General features: G+C 41.2%; 22 protein-coding genes and 1 pseudogene. 22 read left to right on the forward strand and 1 reads right to left on the reverse strand.

The window, feature by feature from the left end; genetic code table 11:
- The 22 genes and pseudogenes from COT43_03695 to COT43_03800 form a co-directional block, all read left to right on the forward strand.
- Nucleotides 1–409: trehalose-6-phosphate synthase (locus COT43_03695; GenBank protein PIS29465.1), on the forward strand; the 409-nt coding region annotated here is incomplete at its 5' end.
- A 55-nt stretch (nucleotides 410–464) separates the two neighbouring features.
- Nucleotides 465–728, forward strand: coding sequence for a hypothetical protein (locus tag COT43_03700; GenBank protein PIS29466.1), 264 nt, complete (start codon nucleotides 465–467; stop codon nucleotides 726–728).
- Nucleotides 729–784: 56 nt separating this feature from the next.
- Complete coding sequence (locus tag COT43_03705) at nucleotides 785–1426, forward strand: lysoplasmalogenase (protein ID PIS29467.1); 642 nt, start codon at nucleotides 785–787, stop codon at nucleotides 1424–1426.
- 282 nt (nucleotides 1427–1708) lie between these two features.
- On the forward strand, nucleotides 1709–2764 hold the full coding sequence (locus COT43_03710; GenBank protein PIS29468.1) for a hypothetical protein: 1056 nt from the start codon (nucleotides 1709–1711) through the stop codon (nucleotides 2762–2764).
- Nucleotides 2765–2875: 111 nt separating this feature from the next.
- Nucleotides 2876–3568 carry an ABC transporter gene (locus COT43_03715; protein PIS29469.1) on the forward strand — a complete coding sequence of 231 codons (693 nt, stop codon included), beginning with the start codon at nucleotides 2876–2878 and terminating at the stop codon, nucleotides 3566–3568.
- Nucleotides 3569–3615: 47 nt separating this feature from the next.
- On the forward strand, nucleotides 3616–4869 hold the full coding sequence (locus COT43_03720) for an ABC transporter substrate-binding protein (protein PIS29470.1): 1254 nt from the start codon (nucleotides 3616–3618) through the stop codon (nucleotides 4867–4869).
- Between the two features lie 11 nt (nucleotides 4870–4880).
- The gene (locus COT43_03725; GenBank protein ID PIS29471.1) at nucleotides 4881–5333 is read left to right on the forward strand and encodes a hypothetical protein; all 453 of its coding nucleotides are present in this window, start codon (nucleotides 4881–4883) and stop codon (nucleotides 5331–5333) included.
- Nucleotides 5320–6075 (forward strand): outer membrane lipoprotein-sorting protein, encoded by a 756-nt coding sequence (locus COT43_03730; GenBank protein PIS29472.1) that lies wholly within the window; start codon nucleotides 5320–5322, stop codon nucleotides 6073–6075. Before COT43_03725 ends, COT43_03730 begins: the two co-directional genes overlap by 14 nt.
- Nucleotides 6075–7346, forward strand: a complete 1272-nt coding sequence (locus COT43_03735; protein PIS29473.1) for a hypothetical protein — start codon at nucleotides 6075–6077, stop codon at nucleotides 7344–7346. The genes COT43_03730 and COT43_03735 overlap by 1 nt, the downstream gene beginning before the upstream one ends.
- A gap of 443 nt (nucleotides 7347–7789) precedes the next feature.
- Nucleotides 7790–8038 carry a hypothetical protein gene (locus tag COT43_03740; GenBank protein PIS29474.1) on the forward strand — a complete coding sequence of 83 codons (249 nt, stop codon included), beginning with the start codon at nucleotides 7790–7792 and terminating at the stop codon, nucleotides 8036–8038.
- A gap of 248 nt (nucleotides 8039–8286) precedes the next feature.
- Nucleotides 8287–8481 (forward strand): annotated as a pseudogene (locus COT43_03745) (hypothetical protein).
- A 1769-nt stretch (nucleotides 8482–10250) separates the two neighbouring features.
- Entirely contained in the window at nucleotides 10251–12104 is a 1854-nt protein-coding gene (locus COT43_03750; GenBank protein PIS29475.1) for an oxidoreductase, read from the forward strand.
- An 86-nt stretch (nucleotides 12105–12190) separates the two neighbouring features.
- Nucleotides 12191–12811, forward strand: a complete 621-nt coding sequence (locus tag COT43_03755; protein ID PIS29476.1) for an SAM-dependent methyltransferase — start codon at nucleotides 12191–12193, stop codon at nucleotides 12809–12811.
- 299 nt (nucleotides 12812–13110) lie between these two features.
- A complete protein-coding gene (locus COT43_03760) occupies nucleotides 13111–14397 on the forward strand; it encodes a hypothetical protein (GenBank protein PIS29477.1) in 1287 nt (428 codons plus the stop codon).
- Between the two features lie 19 nt (nucleotides 14398–14416).
- Nucleotides 14417–16789, forward strand: coding sequence for a helicase (locus COT43_03765; GenBank protein ID PIS29478.1), 2373 nt, complete (start codon nucleotides 14417–14419; stop codon nucleotides 16787–16789).
- A 45-nt stretch (nucleotides 16790–16834) separates the two neighbouring features.
- Nucleotides 16835–17479, forward strand: a complete 645-nt coding sequence (locus COT43_03770; GenBank protein PIS29479.1) for a dTMP kinase — start codon at nucleotides 16835–16837, stop codon at nucleotides 17477–17479.
- The gene (locus COT43_03775) at nucleotides 17463–19109 is read left to right on the forward strand and encodes a hypothetical protein (protein ID PIS29480.1); all 1647 of its coding nucleotides are present in this window, start codon (nucleotides 17463–17465) and stop codon (nucleotides 19107–19109) included. Before COT43_03770 ends, COT43_03775 begins: the two co-directional genes overlap by 17 nt.
- Nucleotides 19110–19120: 11 nt before the next feature.
- Complete coding sequence (locus COT43_03780) at nucleotides 19121–20248, forward strand: hypothetical protein (protein PIS29481.1); 1128 nt, start codon at nucleotides 19121–19123, stop codon at nucleotides 20246–20248.
- 78 nt (nucleotides 20249–20326) lie between these two features.
- On the forward strand, nucleotides 20327–21073 hold the full coding sequence (locus tag COT43_03785) for a hypothetical protein (GenBank protein ID PIS29482.1): 747 nt from the start codon (nucleotides 20327–20329) through the stop codon (nucleotides 21071–21073).
- Entirely contained in the window at nucleotides 21070–21780 is a 711-nt protein-coding gene (locus COT43_03790; protein PIS29483.1) for an endonuclease V, read from the forward strand. Before COT43_03785 ends, COT43_03790 begins: the two co-directional genes overlap by 4 nt.
- Nucleotides 21781–21823: 43 nt before the next feature.
- Nucleotides 21824–22267: a hypothetical protein gene (locus COT43_03795; GenBank protein ID PIS29484.1), complete on the forward strand. Its 444-nt coding sequence runs from the start codon at nucleotides 21824–21826 to the stop codon at nucleotides 22265–22267.
- Nucleotides 22268–22587: 320 nt separating this feature from the next.
- Entirely contained in the window at nucleotides 22588–23931 is a 1344-nt protein-coding gene (locus COT43_03800) for an NADP-specific glutamate dehydrogenase (GenBank protein ID PIS29485.1), read from the forward strand.
- Between the two features lie 331 nt (nucleotides 23932–24262).
- On the opposite strand, the gene COT43_03805 is transcribed toward COT43_03800, so the two are convergent.
- A complete protein-coding gene (locus COT43_03805) occupies nucleotides 24263–25093 on the reverse strand; it encodes a hypothetical protein (protein ID PIS29486.1) in 831 nt (276 codons plus the stop codon).
- Between the last annotated feature and the right edge of the window lie 132 nt (nucleotides 25094–25225).

Below are 25225 nucleotides of genomic sequence, written 5' to 3' on the forward strand. Positions count from 1 at the left end.
AATTAATTTGCGTTTCAAAAAAAAGAACTGGAAAGCAATACTCTTATTAAAACGGCATCATAGCCACGAGGAAATTAATCCTTACTATTCTTCCGCAAATTTTTGCATGGTTACCTCTCTCCATGATGGAATGAACCTTGTGGCGAAGGAATTTGTGGCTTCAAGAAATCAAAATGACGGGACTCTTATCCTAAGCCGCTTTGCAGGGGCAGCTCATGAGCTTCAGGGAGCAATCATTGTAAATCCGTATGATATAGAAGAGATGGCAAACGCAATAAAATTAGCAATAGAAATGTCGCCACAGGAGCAACAACTGAGAATGGAAAAAATGCGACAAGCAATTGTCAAACATAATGTTTTTTGGTGGGCGGCATCCTTATTGAGAGCAATGGCAACTATTCAGAAATAATATTAACGTCCAACGCTTTGCAGGCACATTGCCAAAGCCACATAAACCAATCCTAATGCCAAAACTTTGCCAAAGAGTCTGTAAGCCGACCTATGAAAATAAAAAAATAAAAAGCCCCGTCGCACGGGGTAAAGACAAAATGAAAGACGAAAAAATTGAAATACGGACAGATAGAAAAACAAAGCACGAAACGATAACAAAGGCTATATGCAATAAGGGTTTCAGTGGGTTTCCTATCGTTGTAGCCCGCTCAAACTTTCGTGTCGGTGGACAGGAAACTGCTCCGCAATCCCTTACTGCATATAGCTTCAACCGTTAATATCTTTTACACACTTTATCTGACAATCTCGATAAATTTATTTAAGGAATAGAGAAATGTTAAAATTCATACTCGTATTATTAGTCATTTTTTCGGCGTCCATCCTGATCCGGGCGGAATATCGCGGACCCCGCTGGCATATTTACCTCTTTAAACCTCTGACGATGGTGTTTATTTTGCTGATTGCTATGCTGGGACAGGCTACCTTTCCATTTTACAAGTACATGATCATTATTGGTCTGGTCTTTTCTATGGCGGGTGATGTTTTTTTGATGTTGCCGTCGAATCGGTTCGTAGCTGGGCTGGTCGCATTTCTCATTGCGCATCTTTTTTACATTACGGCTTTTGCATCGGAGATCAATTCGCTCGTTGGATGGCCATTAATTCCTCTTGCAGTCTATGGCATTTTTATCTATATCCTTCTCGATTCCTTTCTCGGTAAGTTAAAAATTCCCGTTCTCGTTTATGTTGTGGCCATTCTGGTGATGGCATGGTTTGCTTGGGAGCGGTGGATTCAAACGAGTCAAACCGGGACGCTTTTAGCTTTTATCGGCGCGGTTTTATTTGTCATTTCGGATACGATATTGGCAATTAACCGTTTCCGAGGGGAATTCAAATCAGCCGAGTTCTTAAAATTGATCGCCTATTTCGCGGCGCAGTTGTTGATTGCCGGTTCCGTAGGGATATTTGATCTTTGAAATCGTACAAGAACGTGGAGAACACAGAGAATAATTAATTACAAATAGCTAGATCAACAACGAAGTGGAACTTAACGAAATAAAAAAGAAATTAAAATTCCGAATAGTCGGGACTGCGTTCTCCCCGGCTGTGCAACGCAGTCGGGCGTGTGTTAGCTCTGCGGCTTATGAATTTAGTATGCTAATAAGGATAAAAATACATGGAGACAGAAAATCAAATTAAACTCAAATCCAATATTCGTTATTTGGTGTAAAAACATCTCAAAAAGATAGGCAATTGACATGGATAGAACTTATTATTTAGAACTGGCGGCAAAAGGCTTACGCATGCCCATAGGCGCTGATCTTCTGTTAAACGAACAATCTGATCCGGAATCGTGTCGATTAAACGGAGATTGCTTGGGTGGAGTGATCGTTGAAACGGCGAAGCGATTTCATACGCCGCTGGCATTTTCTTTAATGGATTTGCAAGTTGAAAAGGAGTGGCTGTTAAAAGGTTTGGGGGTTGACCAAGAAGATATTGATTCTTATCATTTCGATTTAGACAGGGGAATTCCGGAGCAGGAACAGATGCCAAAGATTTTGTCAACCGAAAATACCCCGCGCATGAATGCATTCCTTGAATCTATTCGTTTTGTCGCTCAAAATAGTAACTTGGTTCCAGTCGGAATGTGTATAGGTCCATTTTCAATGATGACAAAATTATTCAGTGATCCCATTACGGAGGTCTATCAAGTCAATGTGGATCGTGAAGATAAGGACTCGATTGAAGTGTTATCTGCGCTTGAAATCTCGACTCAAGTTATTATAAGATGGATCGCGCTTCAAGTTGATGCAGGAGCTAAAGCCATTTGCGTCTGTGAACCGGCGTATAACACCGTATATATTTCGCCCAATCAAATCAAGAGAAATCCGGAAATATTGGATACGTTGGTATTGAATTATCATCGACTTATTAAGCGGTTTCTTGAAGAACGGGGCATTGATCTGATTTTTCATGATTGTGGAGAATTGAACGAAGCGATTATCGCGAGTCTGAATATTTTGGACCCCGCTATATTAAGTTTAGGGAGTTCATGCGATTTACCTTCTATTGCTCATCTGGTGAACCGCCAAACTGTTTTATTCGGGAATTTACCTTCAAAAAAATTCTATTCCGACGAGGAAATTACAGAGCAACAGGTGAGGGAATATGTAGCCGTTTTGACGAGTCAAATGGAAAAAACCGGGCATCTATTCATCGTGGGCAGTGAGTGCGATGTCTTGTCTGTTCCCGGATGCGAGCGCACGATCATGAAGAAAGCAATGGCGATTGTTAATGAGGAATTCTCCTTCTAAACGCGCCTGAATAAAAAGTTTGACGTAACGAAAGGTTATTTGTTTTGTCTAAGTGATAATGAAATATACGATACTTTTGAAATGTGTCATTAAACGCAGGAGAAAAACTACATGTCTTTAGTCGAATTAAAACAGGTTACAAAGGACTATCAAACAGGGGAAATGTCTGTTCAGGCGTTAAAAAATATTGAATTGGAAATTGATAAGCAATCCTTTGTGTCTTTCGTAGGTCCGTCGGGTAGCGGTAAAACAACATTGTTAAATCTCATCGGCTGTCTTGACAAGCCCTCTTCCGGTGAGGTTTTTGTGAATGGCACGGCGGTAAATGGTTTTTCAAATAAAGAAGCCGCGTTGTTTAGAGGTAAGCATCTTGGATTTATCTTTCAAAATTTCAATTTACTGCCGGTATTGACCACTTATGAAAATGTGGAATATCCTTTGATCATGGTAAAAAATGTCCCGGCAAATAAACGCAAAGAGAGAATTATGCATTACTTGGAAGCGGTCGGAATGCTCGATCAAAAAGATAAATATCCCTCACAACTTTCTGGCGGGCAAAAACAGCGGGTCGCAGTTGCTCGGGCGTTGGTTACGGATCCAAATCTGGTGCTTGCCGATGAGCCGACTGCAAACTTGGATCACGCTTCGGCTTATAAAGTGATTGAATTGATGCGTCTAATGCAGAGCGAATTTAAAACGACGTTTATTTTTTCGACTCATGATCCAAAAATCGTCAAAGAAGCTGAAATAATTTATACGCTTGAGGACGGTAAAATTGTTAACAAAGAAAATGTAGCTTCATAATATTTTAACCATCATGTCGCCGGTAAACTTTGGGAGAAAATAAGACGATGAAAAATATATTTAAGATCGCTATTCGAAACTTGCTAAGATACAAGAGACGCACCCTGATGACTTCACTTTTAATTATTATTGGAATTGTTTTAGTGATCGTTTTTTCGGGAGTTTCAGTTTCATTTAAAAGCATGATAATTGGTTCCATTACCGATTCGATGCTCGGACATTTACAGATTCATAAAAGCGGATATGTCAGTTCCATTGACAATTTGCCTCTGCATTTGAATATCAACGAAAACGGCATCAGACAATTAGATAAGATATTTGAAAAACATAATGATGTGATTGAGGCTTATTCATATCGGATTAAATTTAACAGCATGCTGAGTAATTTTGTGGAAACGACCAACATCCGTTTGACTGCCGTTGAGCCGCAGATGGAAAATTCTGCCTGCCCGCGATTGGTCGAAAGAATCATAGATGGTGTTCCCGATCCGAATACATTTGTCAAACCGGGAGAAATCATTATCCCGGAAAATTTATCCAAGGGTTTGAATCTCAAAATGGACGAAGAAGTGGTTCTGGTTGCCAATAACAAAGATGGCTCTGTGAATGGGTTGAGTCTGAAAGTATCTCATATTATCGAAGGACTTCTGGGACCATCGGGTCGGGATGGCTTTATTCATATTGACGATGCCAAAGTTCTGCTGAGAATAAATGACAATGAAATCAATGAAGTGGCGATCCGGTTAAAAAATCCCGACAACCTTGGCCGTGTTAATAAGATGCTGAATGATGAATTATCCCAGATAAAAAATAAGCAAGATAAACCCGCTTTTGAATTGCATACATGGGCTGATCTGTCCCCGTTTTCGACCATTGCGACGATTGTTGATTTGTTGATCATTACGGTAAAGATTGTGTTGATTGCCATTGTGCTTATCAGTATTTTAAACGTGATGATGATGTCGGTTTATGAGCGCGTGAGCGAAATTGGAACAATATCCGCAATTGGGACGCTTCCCTCGAAAATCTTATGGCTGTTCATGGCGGAAGGTTTATCGCTGGGAGTATTCAGCGCTGTTATCGGCGATATGATTGGCGTGCTGGTTTTACTGATAATCAATATCGCTAAAATCCATTTTTCTTTTGGAAGAATACAGAATATTCTTCTGAATACTTCGATCTCCGCATCGGAATTAATATCGGTATCTTTGATTGTGATCATCATTGCTGTCATTTCCAGCCTTCAGCCGGCGCTGAAAGCGTCTAAAATGCAGCCAGTGGATGCTTTAAAACATGTTTAAGGAGGATAAAAATGAGAAATATTTTTCGAATCGTTTGTGCGCTGGTCATTTTGGGAACCTTGGTCTTGCACGCTCAGCAAAATCCGTCTGTTAAATCGTATCCAGACGTGGATAGTTCAAAATCACTTGATAGAATTGCAATCGCAACGGTTGGCGAAGGTATAAATTCGAAGATCAGTAAATTTTCAGGGAGAGCGCCGTATTATCTCCTATTTGACGGAAACGGCGTTTTCATAAAATCCATCAAGAATCCAGCCCAGAGTCAGGGGCATCGCGCCAGTTCGGGAGTGGTCAACCTTCTTACGAAAGAATCTGTCAAAATCGTGATTGCGGGCGAGTTTGGAGATAAGATGGAGAACCAATTGAAGGCAAATAAAATTGAATATTACGAGCATGAGGGCATTGCCAAAGACGTAATACAGACATTCGTAAAAAGCAAACGGAGCAAAAATGCACAGAAATAGATTTGTTTATCCGTTGGCATTGTTTTTATTCTCAACGATAACTTGGGGACAGCAAGGCGCTACGAATAAAAGTCAGGCGAATGAGATTCTCAAAAAGGTGGATGAAAACTTAATGCCGGCTTCGTATGAATCGTATCGCAAATTGGTCAATAAAGAACCCAACGGCAGTCAGAAGGAATTTATTTTTTTTACGGTAAAGAAGGGAAAAGACAAAATCGCGATGCTCTATTTATCTCCGGCAAGCGAAAAGGGACGCGCAACGTTGCGGCTGGGTGACAATATGTGGCTTTATATTCCGAATGTTGGCAAACCGATTCGGATTACCAGTATGCAGTCGGTAGTGGGCGGCGTTTTCAATAATGCCGACATTATGCGGCTCGATTATTCCGTCGAGTATGACGCGACAATATTAGAGCAGAACCCATCTGAATATGTATTGGATTTAAAAGCGAAGACCAAGACCGTTGCCTATGACAAATTAAAAATGTGGGTTGATAAGAAAAATACAACCGTCACAAAGGTTGAATGTTACGCCGCGTCAGGGACTTTAATAAAAACGCTGAAGTTCAAGGACCTTAAGAATTTTGGCGATGGAATCATGCGTCCCGCGGTGATTGAAACGAACAGTCCGTTGTATAAAGGTTATCGCTCGTTGATGATTTACTCAGGGATGAAGGTCCGAGAATTGCCTGACGAAGTGTTTACGTTGGAATATTTGTCACGATTGGGCGAATTGCGATAATGCGTTTTAGCAAAATCGTTCTGGCCACATTTTTTCTTTTTATTGGTGTGTTTTCGCAGGAATATGATTTTGATATTCCTGAAGAAGACGACGCAAAGATAGAATGGAATGGAAACTTAGACACAAAGTGGGGTTTACTGCAAACCCGAAAATCCTCGCCGTTTTATGAGTTGCAGTTTTATAATGTTGCCGAAAAAGAGGATTACCTATCTCAGTACAGGCTTGATTTTTATCTCGATGGAGTCTATCGTTATAAACAAGCCGGATTTTTTATGAAAACCTTTTACCAGTATGCTAAGGAAGAGCCGCTTTCGCCGTCTTTTTTCGAATTGTACGGCAGTTTGAATCTTTCGCCACGTTTGAGCATGAGTATCGGTAAGCGCCGTTTCAACTGGGGCAAGGGATACGCCTTCAATCCCGTGGGCTACGTTAACGCCGATAAAGACCCCGAAAATCCCGATCTGGCTTTGGCAGGGAAAAAATCCATTTATATCAATTACAACCGGAGTATTAAGTCCAATTTTCTGCATAATATTGCTGTCAGTGCTATCTTATTGCCACCCGAAACTGAAATTATCGACAAGTTTGCGTCGGCTGATAAAATTGGAACCGCCCTGAAACTCTATTTTCTCCTGAAAAATATCGACATTGATTTAATGACAATTTATAAAAAAGACGAACCTCAGCGGGTAGGTTTGGACTTTTCGGCCAATTTGCGCGAAAACATGGAAATTCACGCTGAGTATAGTTACGCGAGCGATGAAGTCAAGTATTTTGTCAATGACGCCTCTATTTTTCAGAATAAGATAGACGGAAGTTATTATTTACTGGGTTTACGCTATCTCAATCGTTTCAATACGACGCTCATTGCCGAATATTATCACAACAACAGCGGCCTGTCAAAAAGTGAGTTCAATTCTTATACCGACTATTTGCGGAATAGCATTAAAAGTAACGATTCCAATTTAATCAACCTAGCAAAGTTGAATATGTCCACCTACTTCAGCTCAAAAACGCTGATGCGGGATTATCTGTATTTGAAAATTACTCAGCCTGAGCCTTTTAACTGGTTATATTCTTCCGTCTCAATGTTTGCGATTTATAATCTAAACGATAACAGTTTTCTCATTTCTCCGCAATTGAGTTACAAACCTTACACCAATTTTGAAGTTTTATTGTGGCCGTATTTATTCTTTGGCGGTAACGAGACAGAATATGGGAACAAGCAATTTCAGAAGAAAATCGAAATCTGGCTGCGCTTTTATTTTTAATGCGTTATCCAACTGTTTCGTGCTCTGAACCCTGCCAAGAGAAGGAATATCTCTCGCCAAACCCGCGAAGAATTCTATCTCGCAGAGTCCGCAAATAGGAAAAATAAAATATTTCTCGCTACGTTCGCGAAGAATACTATCTCTCAAAGTCCGCGAAGCGGAGCGAAGTTCCGCCAACGACTGTGGCCAAGGGGAATAAAAATATGGAAATACCTTTACTTTCTGTCTCCTGTCTCCTGTTTCCTTTTTCCTTTCAACGAATAATCTTTATTTGTCTCTTGTAAAATATTTTTATGGAGAGTTTCTATGAAGAAAGATTTTATAATTTTATTGACATTAGTCTGTGAACGTTTTAAGACGTTTAGAAGATTTTCTAATGAAAGATTCGAATGAATGAACAGAATTATATTCGTTTTATTTAACGCTTTACATGGAGGTGAAGAATGAAATACGATCAGGATAAAGTGGATGAAATGACGCTTGCGCTCCTCTATCTTGTTACAACAGAACGGCATGAAGGACTCGGCGCCAGAGCGTGGAGGGGATTTGATTTGAACACAATCGATCGACTCTACGAAAAGGACTGGATCAACGATCCCAAGATAAAGGCGATGTCCCTCCATCTAACGGAAGAGGGGTTTAAGAAATCGGAGCAGTTGTTTTCGAAGCATTTTGGGAAAGAGGAAAAATGACTTTTGAAAAAATGCCTTTTATTGTAAGTTTCGTTGTCGGTGAAATCTGGCGTTAATTCTCAAGGAATGATGATGAAAACGATTGCTAATAAAATATAGAACATTGGAGGAAGGTAAATACACTTGAATAGATTCAGGTAAATTCATCATGATAACTCGTTCAAATATAATTTGTTGAATAACCACAAATATGATGACGATCCGCTTGATGAGTTTCGAAAACTTGTTAATACTTTTGAGGAAACAATATGGATAAGAAAAAAATGAGGAAGCATTATCAAGTAACCGAAAAATGTATATCGTGCCATGCCTGTGTGGAAGTGGCAGAAAATAATTTTGATATAGGCGGTAACGGTTTAGCATTCGTTAAAAAGCAACCCCAGAATCAAATAGAAGAAGAGCAATGCGAAGAGGCTCTGAATGTTTGCCCTGTAGGCGCTATTGTAGCTGAAGACTTAAATGCAGAAAGCACTCAAGAAAGCAAAGAGCCGATTTTAGCAAGTTCCAAAGTGAAAGAGACTTTAGATAAGTATCCGGAATTAAAAAATGTTTTAACAGGGCTTTCGCCAAAATTCAATAAACTGCTAAATCCGGTCATGTATAACTCTTTGGCGCGTTTTGCTTCCTTTTCCGACGCCTCGCGTGTGACGGGGATTTCGATTTGCGAAATACTATTTCTCCTGAACGATGCAATAGGAACCACCGATAAGTTGCATAAAATTGTGCCGGAGTGTATTAAAGAAAAAAAGGCAGATGAGATCTCATCATTTAGTTCGCCAATTACATGGGCAGAAACAAGCGAACGGTACATATATAATGCTGACAGTATGCCCGAAATTATTGAAAAAGTAATTAATCTGAATGCACAAGAAAATATTGTTATCATTTCTGTCAAAGAACCGATTGAACTCATTAAAACCGCAAAAGGGTTGGGGCTTGAGTTAAATGTTGAAAAATCAAGAGAGTATAGGGTTTCGGTTTACAATAATGCAAAAATAACTCAAACTTCTTGGAAAGAGCGGAAAGGTCTGTTTGAACAATTGGATGTTAGACGCATGCTAACCGATCCCTTCGATGTTATCATCCAAAAAGCATACAGTACAAAGGAAGGCGACGGTTTTATTTTAATACAACGTTTCGAGCCTTTTCCTCTTATGAATATGTTCGCTGAAATGGGATTTGAATTTGAAAGCGAATATCAATCGGATCAAGAAATTTGGGTTTACTTCTATAAAACGCCCGTAAGCAAATCGGATAAGACTGAAAAATCAAGTAAAACAGAAATTATCATACAATCCGCAACTCCTGTTGCCTATCCGGTCATCATGCGTTTACTGCAATCGGAGCTGATCCGTAAGAAAGTTGCCATTAAAGAACTGAAGGTTTGGGAAGAAACCGAAAAACATCTGGCATGGATTACGAACGGTAAAGCTGACATTAGTTTTTCTGCGGTGATCACCGCGGCAAAATTGAGGAATTCCGATATTAAAATTCCTGCATTATTTGTCTGGGATAACTTCGTTATTTTGACGAGGTACGAAGCCAAAAATTTCGATGACCTCGTCGGCAAAGAAATACATACGCCTTTATTTGAGGAAGCGCCACCCGCAAAAATAACAAAATATTTAATGAAAGCAAGCGGTTTCAATCCCGATGATTTCAATTTTGTTTATGGTAAACCCTTTGGACGTCCCGAGCAAATATATGCGGATTTTGTTAACGGAAATGCCGATACCGTCATACTTCGCGAACCGGAAGCAAGTTATGCTATTAAAATAATGCAGGACAGAAACGAAAATATTTCAGTATTATCCTACAACGAAATGTGGAATAAAATAAATCCCGGTTTTGGCAGTTTTCCCAATGCAGGGATTGTAATTAAAGGCGAGTTTGCCCGTAAAAATCCTGAATTATGTGATCTGTTCTTAATAGAACTAAAAAATGCCATTGATTGGGTAAATAAAAACAAAAAAGAAGCCGCGAAATTAGCTTTTGATATGATGCGACAGCCGATTGATAGAATAGAATTATTCTTAGACAGAGTAAAATTCAATTATGTAAGCGGGACAGAATTAATTGAAAAGGTAAAAGATTATTTCGACGTGCTCGCGCGAGAAAACATTGTTGATTATCAAGTGGATGATGATTTTTATGATATTTTTAAGTAAGAATAGGAAAATCTAAATAAGATAGTTAAAAGGAAAAATCTGACATGTTGAAACTTAAAAATAAATTTATTTTCGCTCCAATAAAAACAGGATATGGCGATCAAACAGGCATCATTACATCAAGACATCTTCATTTTTATCAGTTGCGTAGCAAATTTGCTGGAGCCGTGACGCCTGAGCCTATGTATCTTGATAAGGGATTGAGAGAAATACCCACTCAAATCGGCATTGATAATGATGACAAAATCGAAGGATTAAAACAGTTAACCCATCTTATTCATCAATTTGATACGAGGGCGATCGCGCATTTGAACCATCCAGGCAGAATGGCTAATCCGAATATACCGGGGAATTATTTTTTATCTTCAACAAATATCGCATGTGAGGCAAGCGGTGCAACTCCCAAGCAAATGAGTAAAGATGATATTCAACACGCAATCGATTTATTCGTAGCGGCTACAATAAGAGCGCAAAAAGCGGGTTTCGATATGATTGAGATCCAATTTGGACACGGTTATCTCCCGGCTCAGTTCATTTCGCAAAAAGTAAATAACAGAACTGATGAATACGGTGGCAGTTTCGAAAACAGAATAAAATTCCCCTTAGAAATTTTGGATGCGGTAAAATCTGCGACGGATTTACCCGTAATCGTCAGAATCAGTGGCGATGAAATGATTCCTGATGGCATCAAGTTAGATGAAATGATTAAATTTTCTAAGATATTGAAAGAGAAGCAGATCGAGGCGATTCACGTTTCAGCCGGAACGGTTTGTAATACGCCGCCATGGTATTTCCAACACATGTTTGTCCCAAAAGGGAAAACGTGGGAGTTTGCAAAAAAAATAAAACAAGAAGCAAATATTCCAACGATTTATGTGGGGCAAATCAATACGGAAGAGGATATAGAAAATCTTATAAATAATTTCAAAGCGGATTATATTGCCATTGGAAGAGGACTTGTAGCCGATCCCGATTTTATAGGAAAATACCTTAAACAAGTGAAGGGAAATGTACGTCCCTGCCTTGCTTGTGCCGAAGGTTGTCTGGGAGGCGTTAAATCAGGACAGGGTCTTCAGTGCCTTGTAAATCCTCAGGTAGGAAAAGTAATTGATGTTTTTGAAAAAGCGAAACAACTTAAAAATGTTGCTATTGTCGGTGGCGGTTTGGCTGGAATGCAAGCCGCAGTGACATTACATGCAAGAGGTCATAAAGTAACGCTTTTCGAAAAGAATAAACTTGGCGGGCAATTTAATCTGGCTTATTTACCTCCTCATAAAGAAACTTTGAAAAAGATTATTGATTATTTTGTCAAGGAAATAGAAGAAAAGCAAATTCCTGTTTTGTATAAAAATCCAGATGAACACGATTTGGTTGGTTTCGATGAAATAGTCATAGCGACAGGATCTGTCCCTGCTATTGCTCCTATTAAAGGATTGGATAAATATTTCTGGGCGGAAGTTCTCGAAGAACTAAATTTACCTGACAATAAAAGAGTTGCTATTATAGGCGGCGGACTTATCGGTGTAGAAGTTGCCAGTAGGTTGTTAGCCAAAGGAAATAGAATCTATATCATAGAAATGCTATCAGAGCTCGCTAGAGGAATGGAAGCGATTGAACAAAATTTTGTGATAAAAGCCCTACAAAACGAGAACGTAGATATTTATCTCAATGCGAAAGTAAACGAAATAAAAGGCGACAAGATTATTTTCGAATATGAAAATTCAAGTCGTACCCTCGAAAAAATAGATGTTATTGTTTTAGCAACCGGAATGAAAGAATATAATCCATATAAAAATATCCAATTGGGGAAACCTGTTTATGTTATCGGCGACGCGAAACATCCGGCGAAAGCCCAAGACGCGATTAGAGATGCTTATGAAACCGCAAAAAGGATATAATGACACTCCGAAATGTATTTGAATATCAAGAGGTTATCTTAGGTTGCTTCTATTCTAAATGCAACTAATTTAAAGCGGAGTTTCGTATGCCCAAGACAGAACCATTTGATAAACACAGCGATAGATATGATGGATGGTTTGAAAAGAACCGCGATAAATATCATGCTGAATTGGAAGCGATCCGACAAATGATGCCCACATTCGAAGGCAAAGGGTTGGAGGTTGGCGTCGGTTCCGGCAAATTCGCTGTGCCATTTGGAATAAAGATTGGCGTGGAACCATCGGAAAGAATGGCGATCAAAGCCGAAAAACAGGGGATTAGGGTTTTTCGAGGCGTAGCGGAAGATTTGCCGTTCTCCGATTCCGAGTTTGACTTTGCGCTGATGGTAACGACTATCTGCTTTGTTGACGATATTCTCAAATCTTTTAGGGAAGTTTACCGCGTGTTAAGGCCTCTTGGAAGTATCATTGTGGGATTTGTAGATAAAGAAAGTGAATTGGGCAAAAAATATAGTAGTAATCGTAATAGAAGTGTATTTTACAAAGAGGCAACTTTTTTCTCAACTGAAGAAGTGTGTAAGTACCTTGCGGATGCTGGTTTCGGAGATTTTACTTTTAAACAAACACTAATTCATGGAGAGGCAAAAGAAGTAGTTCAGGACGGCTTTGATAAAGGCGCATTTATCGTAGTTAAAGCCGTGAAGTAAAAAATGTATCAAATGTTTTAAATCCAACACAACAGTTCTTCGTTTTCACAAGCCCGAATGGTTTTTACCATACGGGCTTTTTATTATCCGTATCTAAGAGTGTTATGCAGAAATCTGTGATGAGAAATTTCTCTGTTTTTATTTTTTGTCTTTTTTTGGATTTTTTCGTGGTCATCTCTTCCCAAATCCGATTTCATCCGTATCAACCTGTTCGCTTCGGCGAATGAGCGGTTAAAAAATATTCGTTCTCTGCGGTTTTTCTTGCAATCTCGTCGATAAACTTCTATTTTTCTGGTCGGATGATGAAGAATCTACAGGAAAAGTTGAACGCATTGTACGGACGGGCAGATGTCAATCGTCCTGATGGAACCGCTCCTTCGGATATCCGCGTGGAAATAAATCGTCTGCTGTCGAATCGAATTCCGATCAAACATTTTCCAAAAGCCGAAGTCGAAAAGGCGAGTCTTTCACTCGATAAACTCGTTGATGGCAGATGGATCAATACACACTTCGGCGACATTTTTCGCGGAGAATTCGCGTTTGATCTTCGCGAAATTTACGGTAAACTGGATTTAGCCGAAATCTTCCGTTTTTCCGAAGCGGATTATCAAGAATGCTTTCATATTCCCGGAATCATTTCTCCGGACAAATTCCTGTTTATCGATACAGAAACGACCGGCTTGGCGGGCGGAAGCGGAACGGTGGCTTTTTTAGTCGGACTCGGTTGGATTGACAAAGATAAATTTATCGTTCACCAGTATTTCATTACGCAGTTGAGTCACGAGGAAGGGATGCTCGAGCTTCTGAACGATGTGGTCAAACGATTCGATTGTTTAGTGAGTTTTAACGGAAAGACATTCGACATTCCATTATTGACAACGCGATTTTTAATGAATCGTATCGATCCGTTATTCGAATCGCGGCATCATATCGATCTGCTATATTACACGCGACTGCTTTGGCGATTGGCGATGGAAAACTGCAAGTTGAAAACGCTGGAAACCGAATTGTTGGGATTGAATCGTGAGGATGATATTCCCGGCGAGATCATTCCAAAAATTTATTTTGAGTATTTGAGGACGCGGAATACAGAAAAACTCGAACGGATATTCTATCATAACCGATTCGATATCATTTCAATGCTTGCCGGTCTGATTTTGGCAACGCGAACGATGCAAAAACGAACTCCGGAAAACAATCCGCTGGTCGATTTCGCTAAAGGGAAATGGTTTGGGAAAAAGAAAGACGCCGAGCGAAGCCGCTCACATTATCAGCATGTTTTAGAGTCGCAGGTTTCTTTGCCGCGCCGTCAGAAAACGATGCTGGAATTGGCGACGATTTATAAAAGGAACGGTGAATATTCGTCTGCTATTCCGCTGTGGGAAGAGACGACAAATCCGGAATATCCGTTTTCATTCGAACCTTTCATCGAACTGGCGAAATATTACGAACATATCGAAAAAGATGTTCGTAAGGCGCTAATGATGGTCGAATCCGGAGTTGTGGCATCACCAACCCGTTGGATTGTTGAACAGCCGATGATTTCTAAACGAATCGAGCGTCTTCGCAAGAAAATCGAGAAATAGGCGAGTGGAGGATAAAGTCATGAGACCGAAACATATTCCCGATAGCGAAAAGTTTAAGAAGAATGTCGTCTGGGTTCAAGATATCGAAGGGAATACCGGTGAATTCGCGTCATTTCCTATGGATTTACTGCCGGAAATTCAAACGGTTTTGGAGAAGAAAAATATTCACAAACTTTATTCACATCAGGTGGAAAGCTGGAATTATGCGCGAGAGCGACAGGATTTTTGCGTCATCACACCGACCGCTTCCGGGAAAACGTTGACGTACAATCTGCCGGTTTTGCAGGAAATGATTCAGCGTCCGACGAGCAAGGCGCTTTATCTGTTTCCTACGAAAGCGCTGAGTCAGGATCAGATGAATGAACTTCACGATCTTGTGACCTTACTCGAGAAAGACATCAAAGTTTTTACGTTTGATGGAGACACACCACAAAACGCCCGCGTTGCGATTCGAAAGCAGGGAAATATTGTCGTGACAAATCCCGACATGTTGCATCAGGGCATTTTGCCGCATCATACGAAATGGATGCAATTTTTCCAGAATCTGCAGTTTGTCGTGATTGATGAAATGCACACATATCGAGGTGTTTTCGGCTCGCATTTCACGAATGTCATTCGGAGATTGAAACGCGTCTGTGAATTTTACCGGTCAAATCCGATGTTTATTCTCTGTTCGGCAACAATTGCCAATGCGCAGGAACATGCAGAAAAACTGATTGAAAAACCGGTTTGTCTCATCGAAAAATCCGGTGCGCCGGTTAGTCCGAAGGAGATCTATTTTTACAATCCGCCGATCGTGAATAAAGAACTGGGAATTCGGGCAAGTTATATCAAGCAGGCGCGGTATATCGCCAAGGAATTGATCAATCAGAAAATTCAGACAATTATTTTTGCATTGTCACGTCTTAACGTTGAAGTTTTGACAAAATATCTGAAGGATGATTTTGAGTCCGGAATATCGGCGATGAATCAACCGGAAAAGATTGCCGGTTATCGCGGCGGTTATTTACCCAATCGCCGAAGGGAAATCGAACGGGGTATTCGCGACGGCGACATTCTTGGCGTGATTTCAACAAACGCGCTGGAACTTGGAATCGACATTGGTTCGTTGGACGCGGCAATTCTTGCCGGTTATCCGGGAAGCATTTCCAGTACTTGGCAACAATTGGGTCGCGCTGGAAGACGTGGCAAGTCGGCAATCGGCATTTTTGTGGCGCGTTCAACGCCGATCGATCAATATCTGATGCAACATCCGGAATATTTCTTTTCAAAATCGCCGGAGCATGCGCGCATTAATCCGAATAACCTGATAATTTTAGTCGATCATGTCAAATGCGCAGCTTTCGAGTTGCCGTTTGAAGATGGAAGCAAGTTTGGAAATGTCGAGTGGAAGGATTTGAAAGAGATTTTGAAGTTTCTGCAGGACGGCGGAATTCTGAATCAAAGCGGAAACCGCTGGTATTGGTCGGAAGATGTCTATCCAGCGATCTCCGTCAATTTGCGGTGCATTCCTGAGGGAAATTTCGTCGTAGTGGATACGGATAATCATCATAAAGTCATTGCAGAAGTTGATTACAGTTCGGCGGCAATGACAATCTATCCCGATGCGATCTACATGGCGGACGGCATTCAGCATGTGGTTGATCAATTGGATTGGGATGGGCGAAAGGCGTATGTTCGAAAGACTGACTCGGATTATTATACAGATTCGATCGATTACACCAACGTAAAAGTTTTGGTTGAAGACGAAAAAAGGAAATCGGGCGATCTGAGCGTTTTCCATGGCGAAGTTCAAGTTGTGACGCGTGTCGTTGGATATAAAAAGATTAAGTTTTACACGTTAGAAAATGTTGGTTACGGAAAGATTAACCTACCTGATCTGGAAATGGCAACGACGGCGTATTGGTTTACGATTCCGCAGGCGATTTTGGATTCGATGAGTTATTCGAGGGCGGAAGTCATCGACGGAATTCTTGGCATCAGCAAAGCGATTCATTCGGTCGCAACGCTGAAAATCATGAGCGAGCCGAATGATATTCATCGAAGTGTCGGTGATAAATCTTCTGAATGGTTTGCGATGAATGCAATTACGGAACGCGGAATTTATACGCCCGCAACCAGTTCTGCGCCATCGATAAAACTCGATCCGGAAGACCTTTCGCATTTCCAGCCGACGATATTCATCTATGACAATTATCCGGGCGGGGTCGGATTTAGTTCGGCGCTTTTCGATTCGCATGAAGAATTATTGATAGGCGCTCTGGAATTGATCAAGAATTGTCCATGTAAAGATGGTTGCCCGTCGTGCGTTGGACCGTCGAAAGAGGTTGGCGAAAAGAGCAAAAAGATCGCAATCGACATTCTTCAACACTTGACCGGAATGAAAAGTTGAAAATTTCAATTGATTCGAGAAGTGAACCATGTTTAACTTATAGTTATGAAGAATGGTTTATTCATCACATTTGAAGGCATTGACGGATCGGGAAAAACGACCCAGATCGCCGCGTTTATCGATCACCTAAAACGGTTATCTGTTTCCTATGATTTATTTCGCGAACCGGGCGGAACGGCAATAGGTGAAAAAATCCGAAAGATTCTTTTAGATAAGAAAAATATGCAAATGAGCGCCATCTCGGAACTTTTACTTTATTCCGCCAGTCGCCACCAACTTTCTCGAGAATCGATCATTCCGGCGCTGGAGTCTGGGAAAGTCGTCATCTGCGATCGTTTTTATGATTCGACGACCGTTTATCAGGGATTTGGACGCGGCATTGATCTTTCGTTCATTGAAAGGTTAAATTCCATCGCAACGGACAGGCTTGTTCCCGATTTGACGTTCATTTTGGATATTGATTTGTCAGAACGAACGAACCGAATCGGCGTGAAAAAACTCGACCGTTTGGAAAGTGAAGATGCGGATTTTCAACGGCGCGTACGGGACGGTTTTTTAAAAGTTGCTAAAGATAATCCCAATCGCTTCGTCGTTTTGAATGGATCACAAGCGGTTAACACCATTTCGGATGAAATCTTGGCTCATTTTTTAAATCTCTGCAAAAGGAAAGATTATGCGATTTTTGAATAAAAAGTTTTACATCATTGGCATTATCCTGCTGGTTGCAGGAACGATTGTTTTCGCCGTGACGACGAGTGACGTTTACCGCGACATTTCGACTTCCATGCGTCTCTTTAACAAAGTTTATCGACATGTTATTCTGAATTATGCGGATGATATAAAAACGGAAGATTTTACCGAAGTCAGTGTTCGGAAAATGGTCAACGAGCTCGATCCGTATTCCGTTTTTATGACGGGCGACGAAAAAGATCCGCTCGAAACGTTGGCGCGCGGTGAGTACGGCGGAGTCGGATTGAGAATTAGTCTGCGGAACGATACGCTGACCGTGATTTCTCCAATGGAAGATTCGCCCGCAAAACGCGCCAATATTATGCCTGGCGATCAGGTTCTTAAAGTTGATTCTGTTTCAACGATCGGTATGGAAATCGACCGAAGTACGAAAATGATTCGCGGAAAATCGGGCACGAAAGTGCGATTGACGATTCGAAGACCAGGAATCAGCGGGGAAATGATTTATACGCTTGTGCGTGAAAATATCGATGTCGCGGACGTGACTTATTTCGGAATGGTTGAAAACGGCGTCGGATATATCAAACTGACCGGTTTTTCGAAAGGCGCTTCCGATGAAGTAAAGAAAGCGTTAAACGATCTGATTAATTCCGGCGATTTAAACGCAATCATACTCGATTTGCGCGGCAACCCGGGCGGTCTTTTAGAAGAAGCGTTAAAAATATCGGAGTTTTTTTGCTCGCAGGGCGACACGTTGCTGTTTACCAAAGGACGCGCGGCAATGACCAATAAAACCTTCGTTTCCAAACGAAAACCGTTGATCGACCCGGATGTTCATCTCGCCGTTTTGATCGACGGAGGAAGCGCTTCGGCAAGTGAAATTGTTGCCGGGATTATTCAAGATGTCGATCGCGGTGTTGTGATCGGAACAACCAGTTTTGGGAAAGGGTTGGTTCAAACGGTTTTTACGTTGGATTCCAAACACGCCATCAAGATGACAACGGCAAAATATTTTACGCCCAGCGGACGATTGATCCAGAAACCCGATTATCTGAACAATCCAAAAATCATCGAAGAAAAAACAGATAAAGATACCGTTTTTTACTCGAAGAATGGGCGGCTGTTGAAAGGTGGCGGCGGAATTGCGCCGGACGTTCTTGTCCCGCTGATAGAAGTCCCGCTTCTGGTGCGTGAATTATGGCGGCAAAATATGTTTTACGCCTTCGCTATTCATTATCAGACCGAACACGGAGATGTCAAGGAAGTTGACTCCGGGATTCTTTCCGAATTTCAAAAATATCTTAAAAATGCCGGATTTACTTATGAGACGAAAAGCGAAAAGCAGATGCGCGAACTCGAGAGAATGTTGAAATCCGATCAGGAATTCAAGACAAGTGATGTCAATTTTAACCGTTATTATGTCATTTTCGAAGCGGCGAAAGAAAAAGATTTCGAGAAAAATCACGATCTAATCATCAAAGGGCTGACCAGCGAATTCGCTACGTTGGAAGATGGGTTAACCGGTCGGGCAAAAACCGAACTGAAAACTGACCATGTCGTTAAACAAGCATTGATGATGTTGAACGATCAATTGGCGTATCAATCCATGTTGGGTTATTCTATGAAATAAGAGGGAAATAAATGAAAAACAAATTCTTATTGCCATTCGTTTTTACTGTTTTGTTTATGGCGGGTTGCGGTTCGCCTGAGAGAACTGAAAAGATTATTGCCGATATTTCTGAAGATGTCCGATCCGAATATTGTCCCGATAAACGAATTTCCATTTGGAACATTTCCGTTAAACGCGATCGTGGCGATTATATCATTTCCGGAGAAACTGATCACGCAACTGCGCGGGAAGTTTTCCAGAAAAAGGTAAAATCAGCATTGCCGAAGAAAACGGTCATATTTTCCATTAATCTGCTTCCAGATGATACAGTCGGACAATTGCATTTTGGAATGTTGCGTACATCAACGGCGAAAATGCGAAGCGGCACCTCGGTTTTTAAAGATATTGTCAGCGAAACGTTGATGGGGTTGCCGATAGAAATCCTCAAAGAAGAGGACGGTTGCTTCTTCGTTCGTAGCGACGACGGATATTTGGGCTGGGTCGATAAAGATCAGGTCATTCAGGGAAGCGATTCGCTCAAACTTCTCTGGGATAATTCTGAAAAAGTCGTTTTTACCGATGTCGAAGGGATCGTTCATTCGGAACCGTCATTCGAATCCGATCCGGTCAGCGACTGTGTAATGGGAAACTGGTTTATCTATATTGGAAAATCTGGATCGTGGATAAAAATCGGATATCTCGACGGTAGAATTGGATTTATCCCAACGAAACAATTGGTAACTGCGGATGTCTATCTGTCCAGAAAATTAGATCCCGAAAAAGTTGTTAAAACCGCCAAAAGTCTGTTAGGTCGTCCTTATCTCTGGGGAACCGCTTCGACAAAGGAAATGGATTGTAGCGGATTTATTCAGACGGTTTTCCGCAATAACGGATATGTATTACCACGCGACGCCAACATGCAGGCGAATGAAGGTGTCGAAGTCGATACATCTGGTTTTTTTAAGAATCTTCAACCATGCGATCTGCTTTTCTTCGGGCGTAGCAATGAAAAAATCACGCACGTCGGCATGTATATCGGCGGGTATGAATTCATTCACTGTTCTGGGCGAGTCCGAATTGATAGTTTCGATCCTAACGCTAAAAAATACAGTGATTACCGTAAAAACGGTCTCCGAAAGGTCAGGCGAATCGTGAATTGATCCACGCTAAGTAGAGCGACCGTTTTTTGATATTTTCTCAATCTTTGTTTTGCCAATTCGTATATTGATTATGACGATATGAAGAATCCGACGATACTAATCATCAAAACCGGCTCAACTTACCGCGATGTTCGGACGGCGATGGGCGATTTTGACGTTTGGATTCAGAACGCGGTCAGTTGTCTGGATGTTGCATGGAAAGTCAAACCGGTCGAACATGTTGAACCGGATAAAGTTCAGACTTACGACGGCGTGATTTTGACAGGCGCTCATTTATCGCTGACGCGACCTTATCCGTATCTGGAAGGAATGAAGCGGCTTGTTGATAATATTCTCAAGAATCAAATACCAACGCTCGGTATTTGTTTCGGACATCAGTTGATCAATAAAATTCTTGGCGGCGAAGTGATTACCAATCCGCTGGGAATCGAAATGGGAATAATCAAGATTCAGTTTACGCTTCACGGATTGACCGATCCGCTTTTTGAGGGACTTTTACCGGCGAAAACCGAAGTTTATTCATCACATACTGATATTGTTTCCAAACTCTCCAGTGGCGTCGTTCCGTTAGCCAAAAGCGAGCGAACACAATATCAAGCGACGAGATATGGAAAGTTCATTTATACCGTTCAGTTTCATCCCGAGTATAATCGAGGAATCATGGAAATGTACCTCCGGCGAGAATTCGATCGGATCAAAGCTGATTATTTACGCAATCCGCTTCACAGTCTGCCGCCGCAGGAAATCCTCAACCTCAATCGCGATCTGCAAAAGAGTCGAAAGATTTTGAACAATTTTATTACTATAGTCAACGAGTCGAAATGAAAATCGTTGCCGGATGCGATCATCGTTGGGATGTAACAATACCAGAAGCGCGGGAAATTCAGCAATCGCTGAGAAATCAGGTTGTAATCCAGCCGTTTTTACAACCGATTCGGCGAATTGTAGCGGTCGATGTTTCTTATTCCCGATTTGACAAACTCGGTTTTGCGGTTTTGGGTGAATTTACCTGCGTCTATGACAACGTAACCGGTTTATACAATATCCAAGACTCGCTATTTCTCAAAAGAACCGGAATAGTTGATCTTCCGTATGTTCCCGGCTATCTGAGTTTTCGGGAAATTCCGATGTTGATTCCGTTGTTTGAACAAGTCGAAAGTCTTCCGGATTTGATTTTAGTCGATGGCGCTGGAATCGCTCATCCGCGGGAATTGGGGCTGGCGTCTCATCTGGGAGTGATTTTCAATATTCCTTCGATTGGTTGTGCGAAATCTCGGCTTATCGGTGAATTTCAGGAACTGCCCCTCGAAAAAGGAGCCATTGCCGCGTTGAATGTAAAAGGGAAACAGGTCGGCGCCGTTTTGAGAAGTAAAGACAAGGTTCGTCCGTTGTTTATTTCGCCGGGTCATTTGACAGACATTCGGACATCAACGGAAATCATTCTTCGGTTCTGTTCAAAATACAGAATTCCAGAACCGATTCGACAAGTGGATGCAATGTCGAAAGAATTGCGGCGCCAAACATTGATGTGATTGAAAACATGAATATGAAATGAATGGAAAAGGAGCATAAAAGATGAAAAAGTTGTATCGTAGTGAGCGTGATCGGAAAATCGCCGGTGTTTGCGGCGGAATCGGCGAATATTTTGACATTGATCCTTCGCTTCTTCGTTTGTTATGGCTGATTTTAATTTTTATCGGGGGTGTTGGAGTGATCGCTTATATCATAGCGATGATTGTCATTCCGAAAAATCCAAACGATTTTTATGAAGCAGAAGAAGTGAAAAGAGAGGAAGAAGCAGTTAAACCGCATTCGGGAGATAATTCGCGGATATTTTGGGGAATTCTGCTCATTTTGTTGGGTGTTTTCTTCGGAATGAAACAAATCTGGTACTTTGATCATGTCTTTGATGAAATCCGGTATTTTATGAAGGATTTTTTCATTCCGGCGGCGTTAGTGATTCTCGGTATTTACATTATCATCCAAAACGATAAAAAGAACCGAAAACCAGAAAAATGAAATATTTGGTTAAATTATTTTAATTAATAGATATTCGAAGATAGCCAAGCATTGGAAGATAATATCTTATTATTTCTTTGATGAATAATAGAAACGGATGTAAATACTAAGTTAGATTGGTTCAGAAATGTACGTGATGAGGGAAGGACTTTAAAAAATATTTCCAAAATGTTTGAAATATTTATTAAGTTTTGTGCATTAATTTGACTGTTGTTTGAAGTGGAATAAAGAGTTATGATGCTGAAGTCTTTTTTATCGGTTTCAAAACAATTGCTAAATACGTCAAGGAATCAAAACAATAAACATATCTGGAGGTAATCATGAGTTACGTTCAAACTGTTCTTGAGAATTTGCGCGCTAAGTACCCGTGGGAAAAAGAGTTCCTGCAAGCGGCGACTGAGGTGCTTGAATCTCTTGAAGAGGTTGTTGAGAAGAATCCGAAATACAAACGGGCGAAAATACTCGAACGCATTGTAGAACCTGAACGCGTTATCATTTTTCGTGTCCCGTGGGTGGATGATCGTGGCGAAGTTCAAGTCAATGTTGGCTATCGCGTACAATTCAACAGCGCGATTGGTCCATACAAAGGCGGATTGAGGTTTCACCCGTCAGTAACATTGAGTATGTTAAAATTCCTCGGTTTTGAGCAGACGCTTAAGAATTCTCTGACGACTCTGCCGATGGGAGGAGGAAAAGGTGGTTCAGATTTCAATCCAACTGGAAAATCAGAAAATGAAATTATGAAGTTCTGCCAAAGTTTCATGACGGAACTATATCGACATATCGGACCGCATCTGGATGTTCCGGCCGGTGACGTAGGGGTCGGCGGAAGAGAAGTTGGCTATCTTTTCGGTCAGTACAAACGCATTGTCAATCAGTTTGACGCGGCAACGTTGACAGGGAAAGGCATGACATTCGGCGGAAGCAATCTTCGCCCGGAAGCGACCGGATACGGCGCTGTTTATTTCGTCGTTGAAATGTTAAAAACCAAAGGCGAAAGCATCAAAGGAAAAACAGTTGGCGTTTCCGGTTTTGGTAATGTTTCTTGGGGTGTTGCCAAGAAAGTCACAGAACTCGGCGCAAAAGTTATTTCGCTCTCCGGACCCGATGGATGTATCATCGATCCTGATGGCGTTGGAACCGAAGAGAAGTGGAATTATATGCTCGAAATGCGCGCCAGTGGAAGAGACAAGGTCGAAGATTATGCGACGAAATTCGGCGTTAAATTTTACAAAGGCGCTCGTCCATGGGACATTATCGCAATGGACATTGCGATGCCTTGCGCATTCCAAAACGAAGTAAGCGTTGAAAATGTTCAGAACCTAATCAAAAACGGTTGCAAGATTCTCGCTGAAGTCTCAAATATGGGATGTACAGCGGAAGCCTTCAAACTCGCTAATGAAAAAATGATGTACGCTCCCGGCAAAGCAGTCAATGCGGGAGGCGTAGCAGTTTCCGGTCTTGAAATGAGCCAGAATTCTGAACGTTTGGCTTGGAAAGCGGAAGAAGTTGATGAAAAACTGAAATGGATCATGACAAATATTCATTCGCAGTGTCTTTCTGCGGCGGAATCGGTAAATGATCCCGGCAATTATGCAAAAGGAGCAAATATTGCCGGTTTTCTGAAAGTTGCCGAAGCAATGCTGGGACAAGGCATCGTCTGATTCGTTCTTGAATAAGTCATAAAAAAGGGCTGAAATATTCAGCCCTTTTTGTTTTAAAATAGACCGATTAGGTTATTAACCCATTTAATTCATAAACCGCGGAGGGCGAAGAGGAAGGAGAAAGGAGACGGGAGACAGGAAAAAGGGATTAAATGTATTTTTTCAATTCCCCTTTGCGGACTCTGCGAGATAGTATTTTCTCGCTAAGAACGCAAAGGATTTTTATCTAAATTATTTTTAAATACATCTTGGCCACAGTCATTGGCGGGACTTTGCTCCGCTTCGTGGACTTTGCATGAGATATCTTATTTTTCATCATTAATAATCTTACTCAAATTGGGGCAATATTTGTCAGAAACTTCCGCATTTCTATCACCATCAGTTCACTATGCGTATTGCTGTTGGTTTCCAGATCGACATAAATACTGCCAGGCAACAAATTATGGATACGGAGGATATTTTCCCGATTATGAAGTTCGTCTTTGGAAGCGCCAAATAAAAGTGTCGGAATGTCAATATCTGAAAGATGGTTCCAGATGGAATAATGGATAAAAGCCAACGCGGATTTTTTCAATCGCCACGGATTGGCGGATTCGATATTCCGGCAATATTTCTCGTATTGCGCGTAATCATTCTTTATATCCAGCCGGAAAATCCGCAAATACCATTTCAGGATCGGTTTAAAGACTAAATAAAGACACGGAGGAAAGATGCGAACAATACACATTCCGAATTTCGGCATATAGAAAACCGCATTGACGCCAATGAGCATCAGACAAAAAGGGCGATTGCTGAGAAACCGATAACTGTCAACGATCGCTGTTGCCCCGAGCGAGCTTCCGCCAAGGATGTATTCACGATCCTTCAATCCGAACGCGTCGATTACTGCGGCAATATCGCGGGCGAAATTTTCTACCTCATATCTGACTTTTCCTTTGACATTTGCTGATTTTTTCTCGCAAGCTTCAACGTAATGGATGGTAAAATCGCGGCTCATTTCGATCAAGGCATTTTTCCAGCCGGGCACGAAAACGATTTCGGGATTATGGGTCGGATTTGCCGGTATAAATGTAGTCACCTGCAGAGTAACGTTTTCATTGACTTCAACCTGACGTGTGCTACAGATTGTTCCGGGTGAACAGAATTTCTCTAGCTCATTCATACTGAACCGCTTCTATTTCGTTTTGCTGTTCATGTTTGCGTACCATTTGTGGTTCAGTTTATACAGTCTCTTAAAAGCCTTGTAATGCTTATCGTAAATTTCCCGATTTTCAGGAATGGGATAAAACGTGTT

Source organism: Candidatus Marinimicrobia bacterium CG08_land_8_20_14_0_20_45_22, assembly GCA_002774355.1.
GTDB lineage: Bacteria > Fidelibacterota > UBA2242 > UBA2242 > UBA2242 > 0-14-0-20-45-22.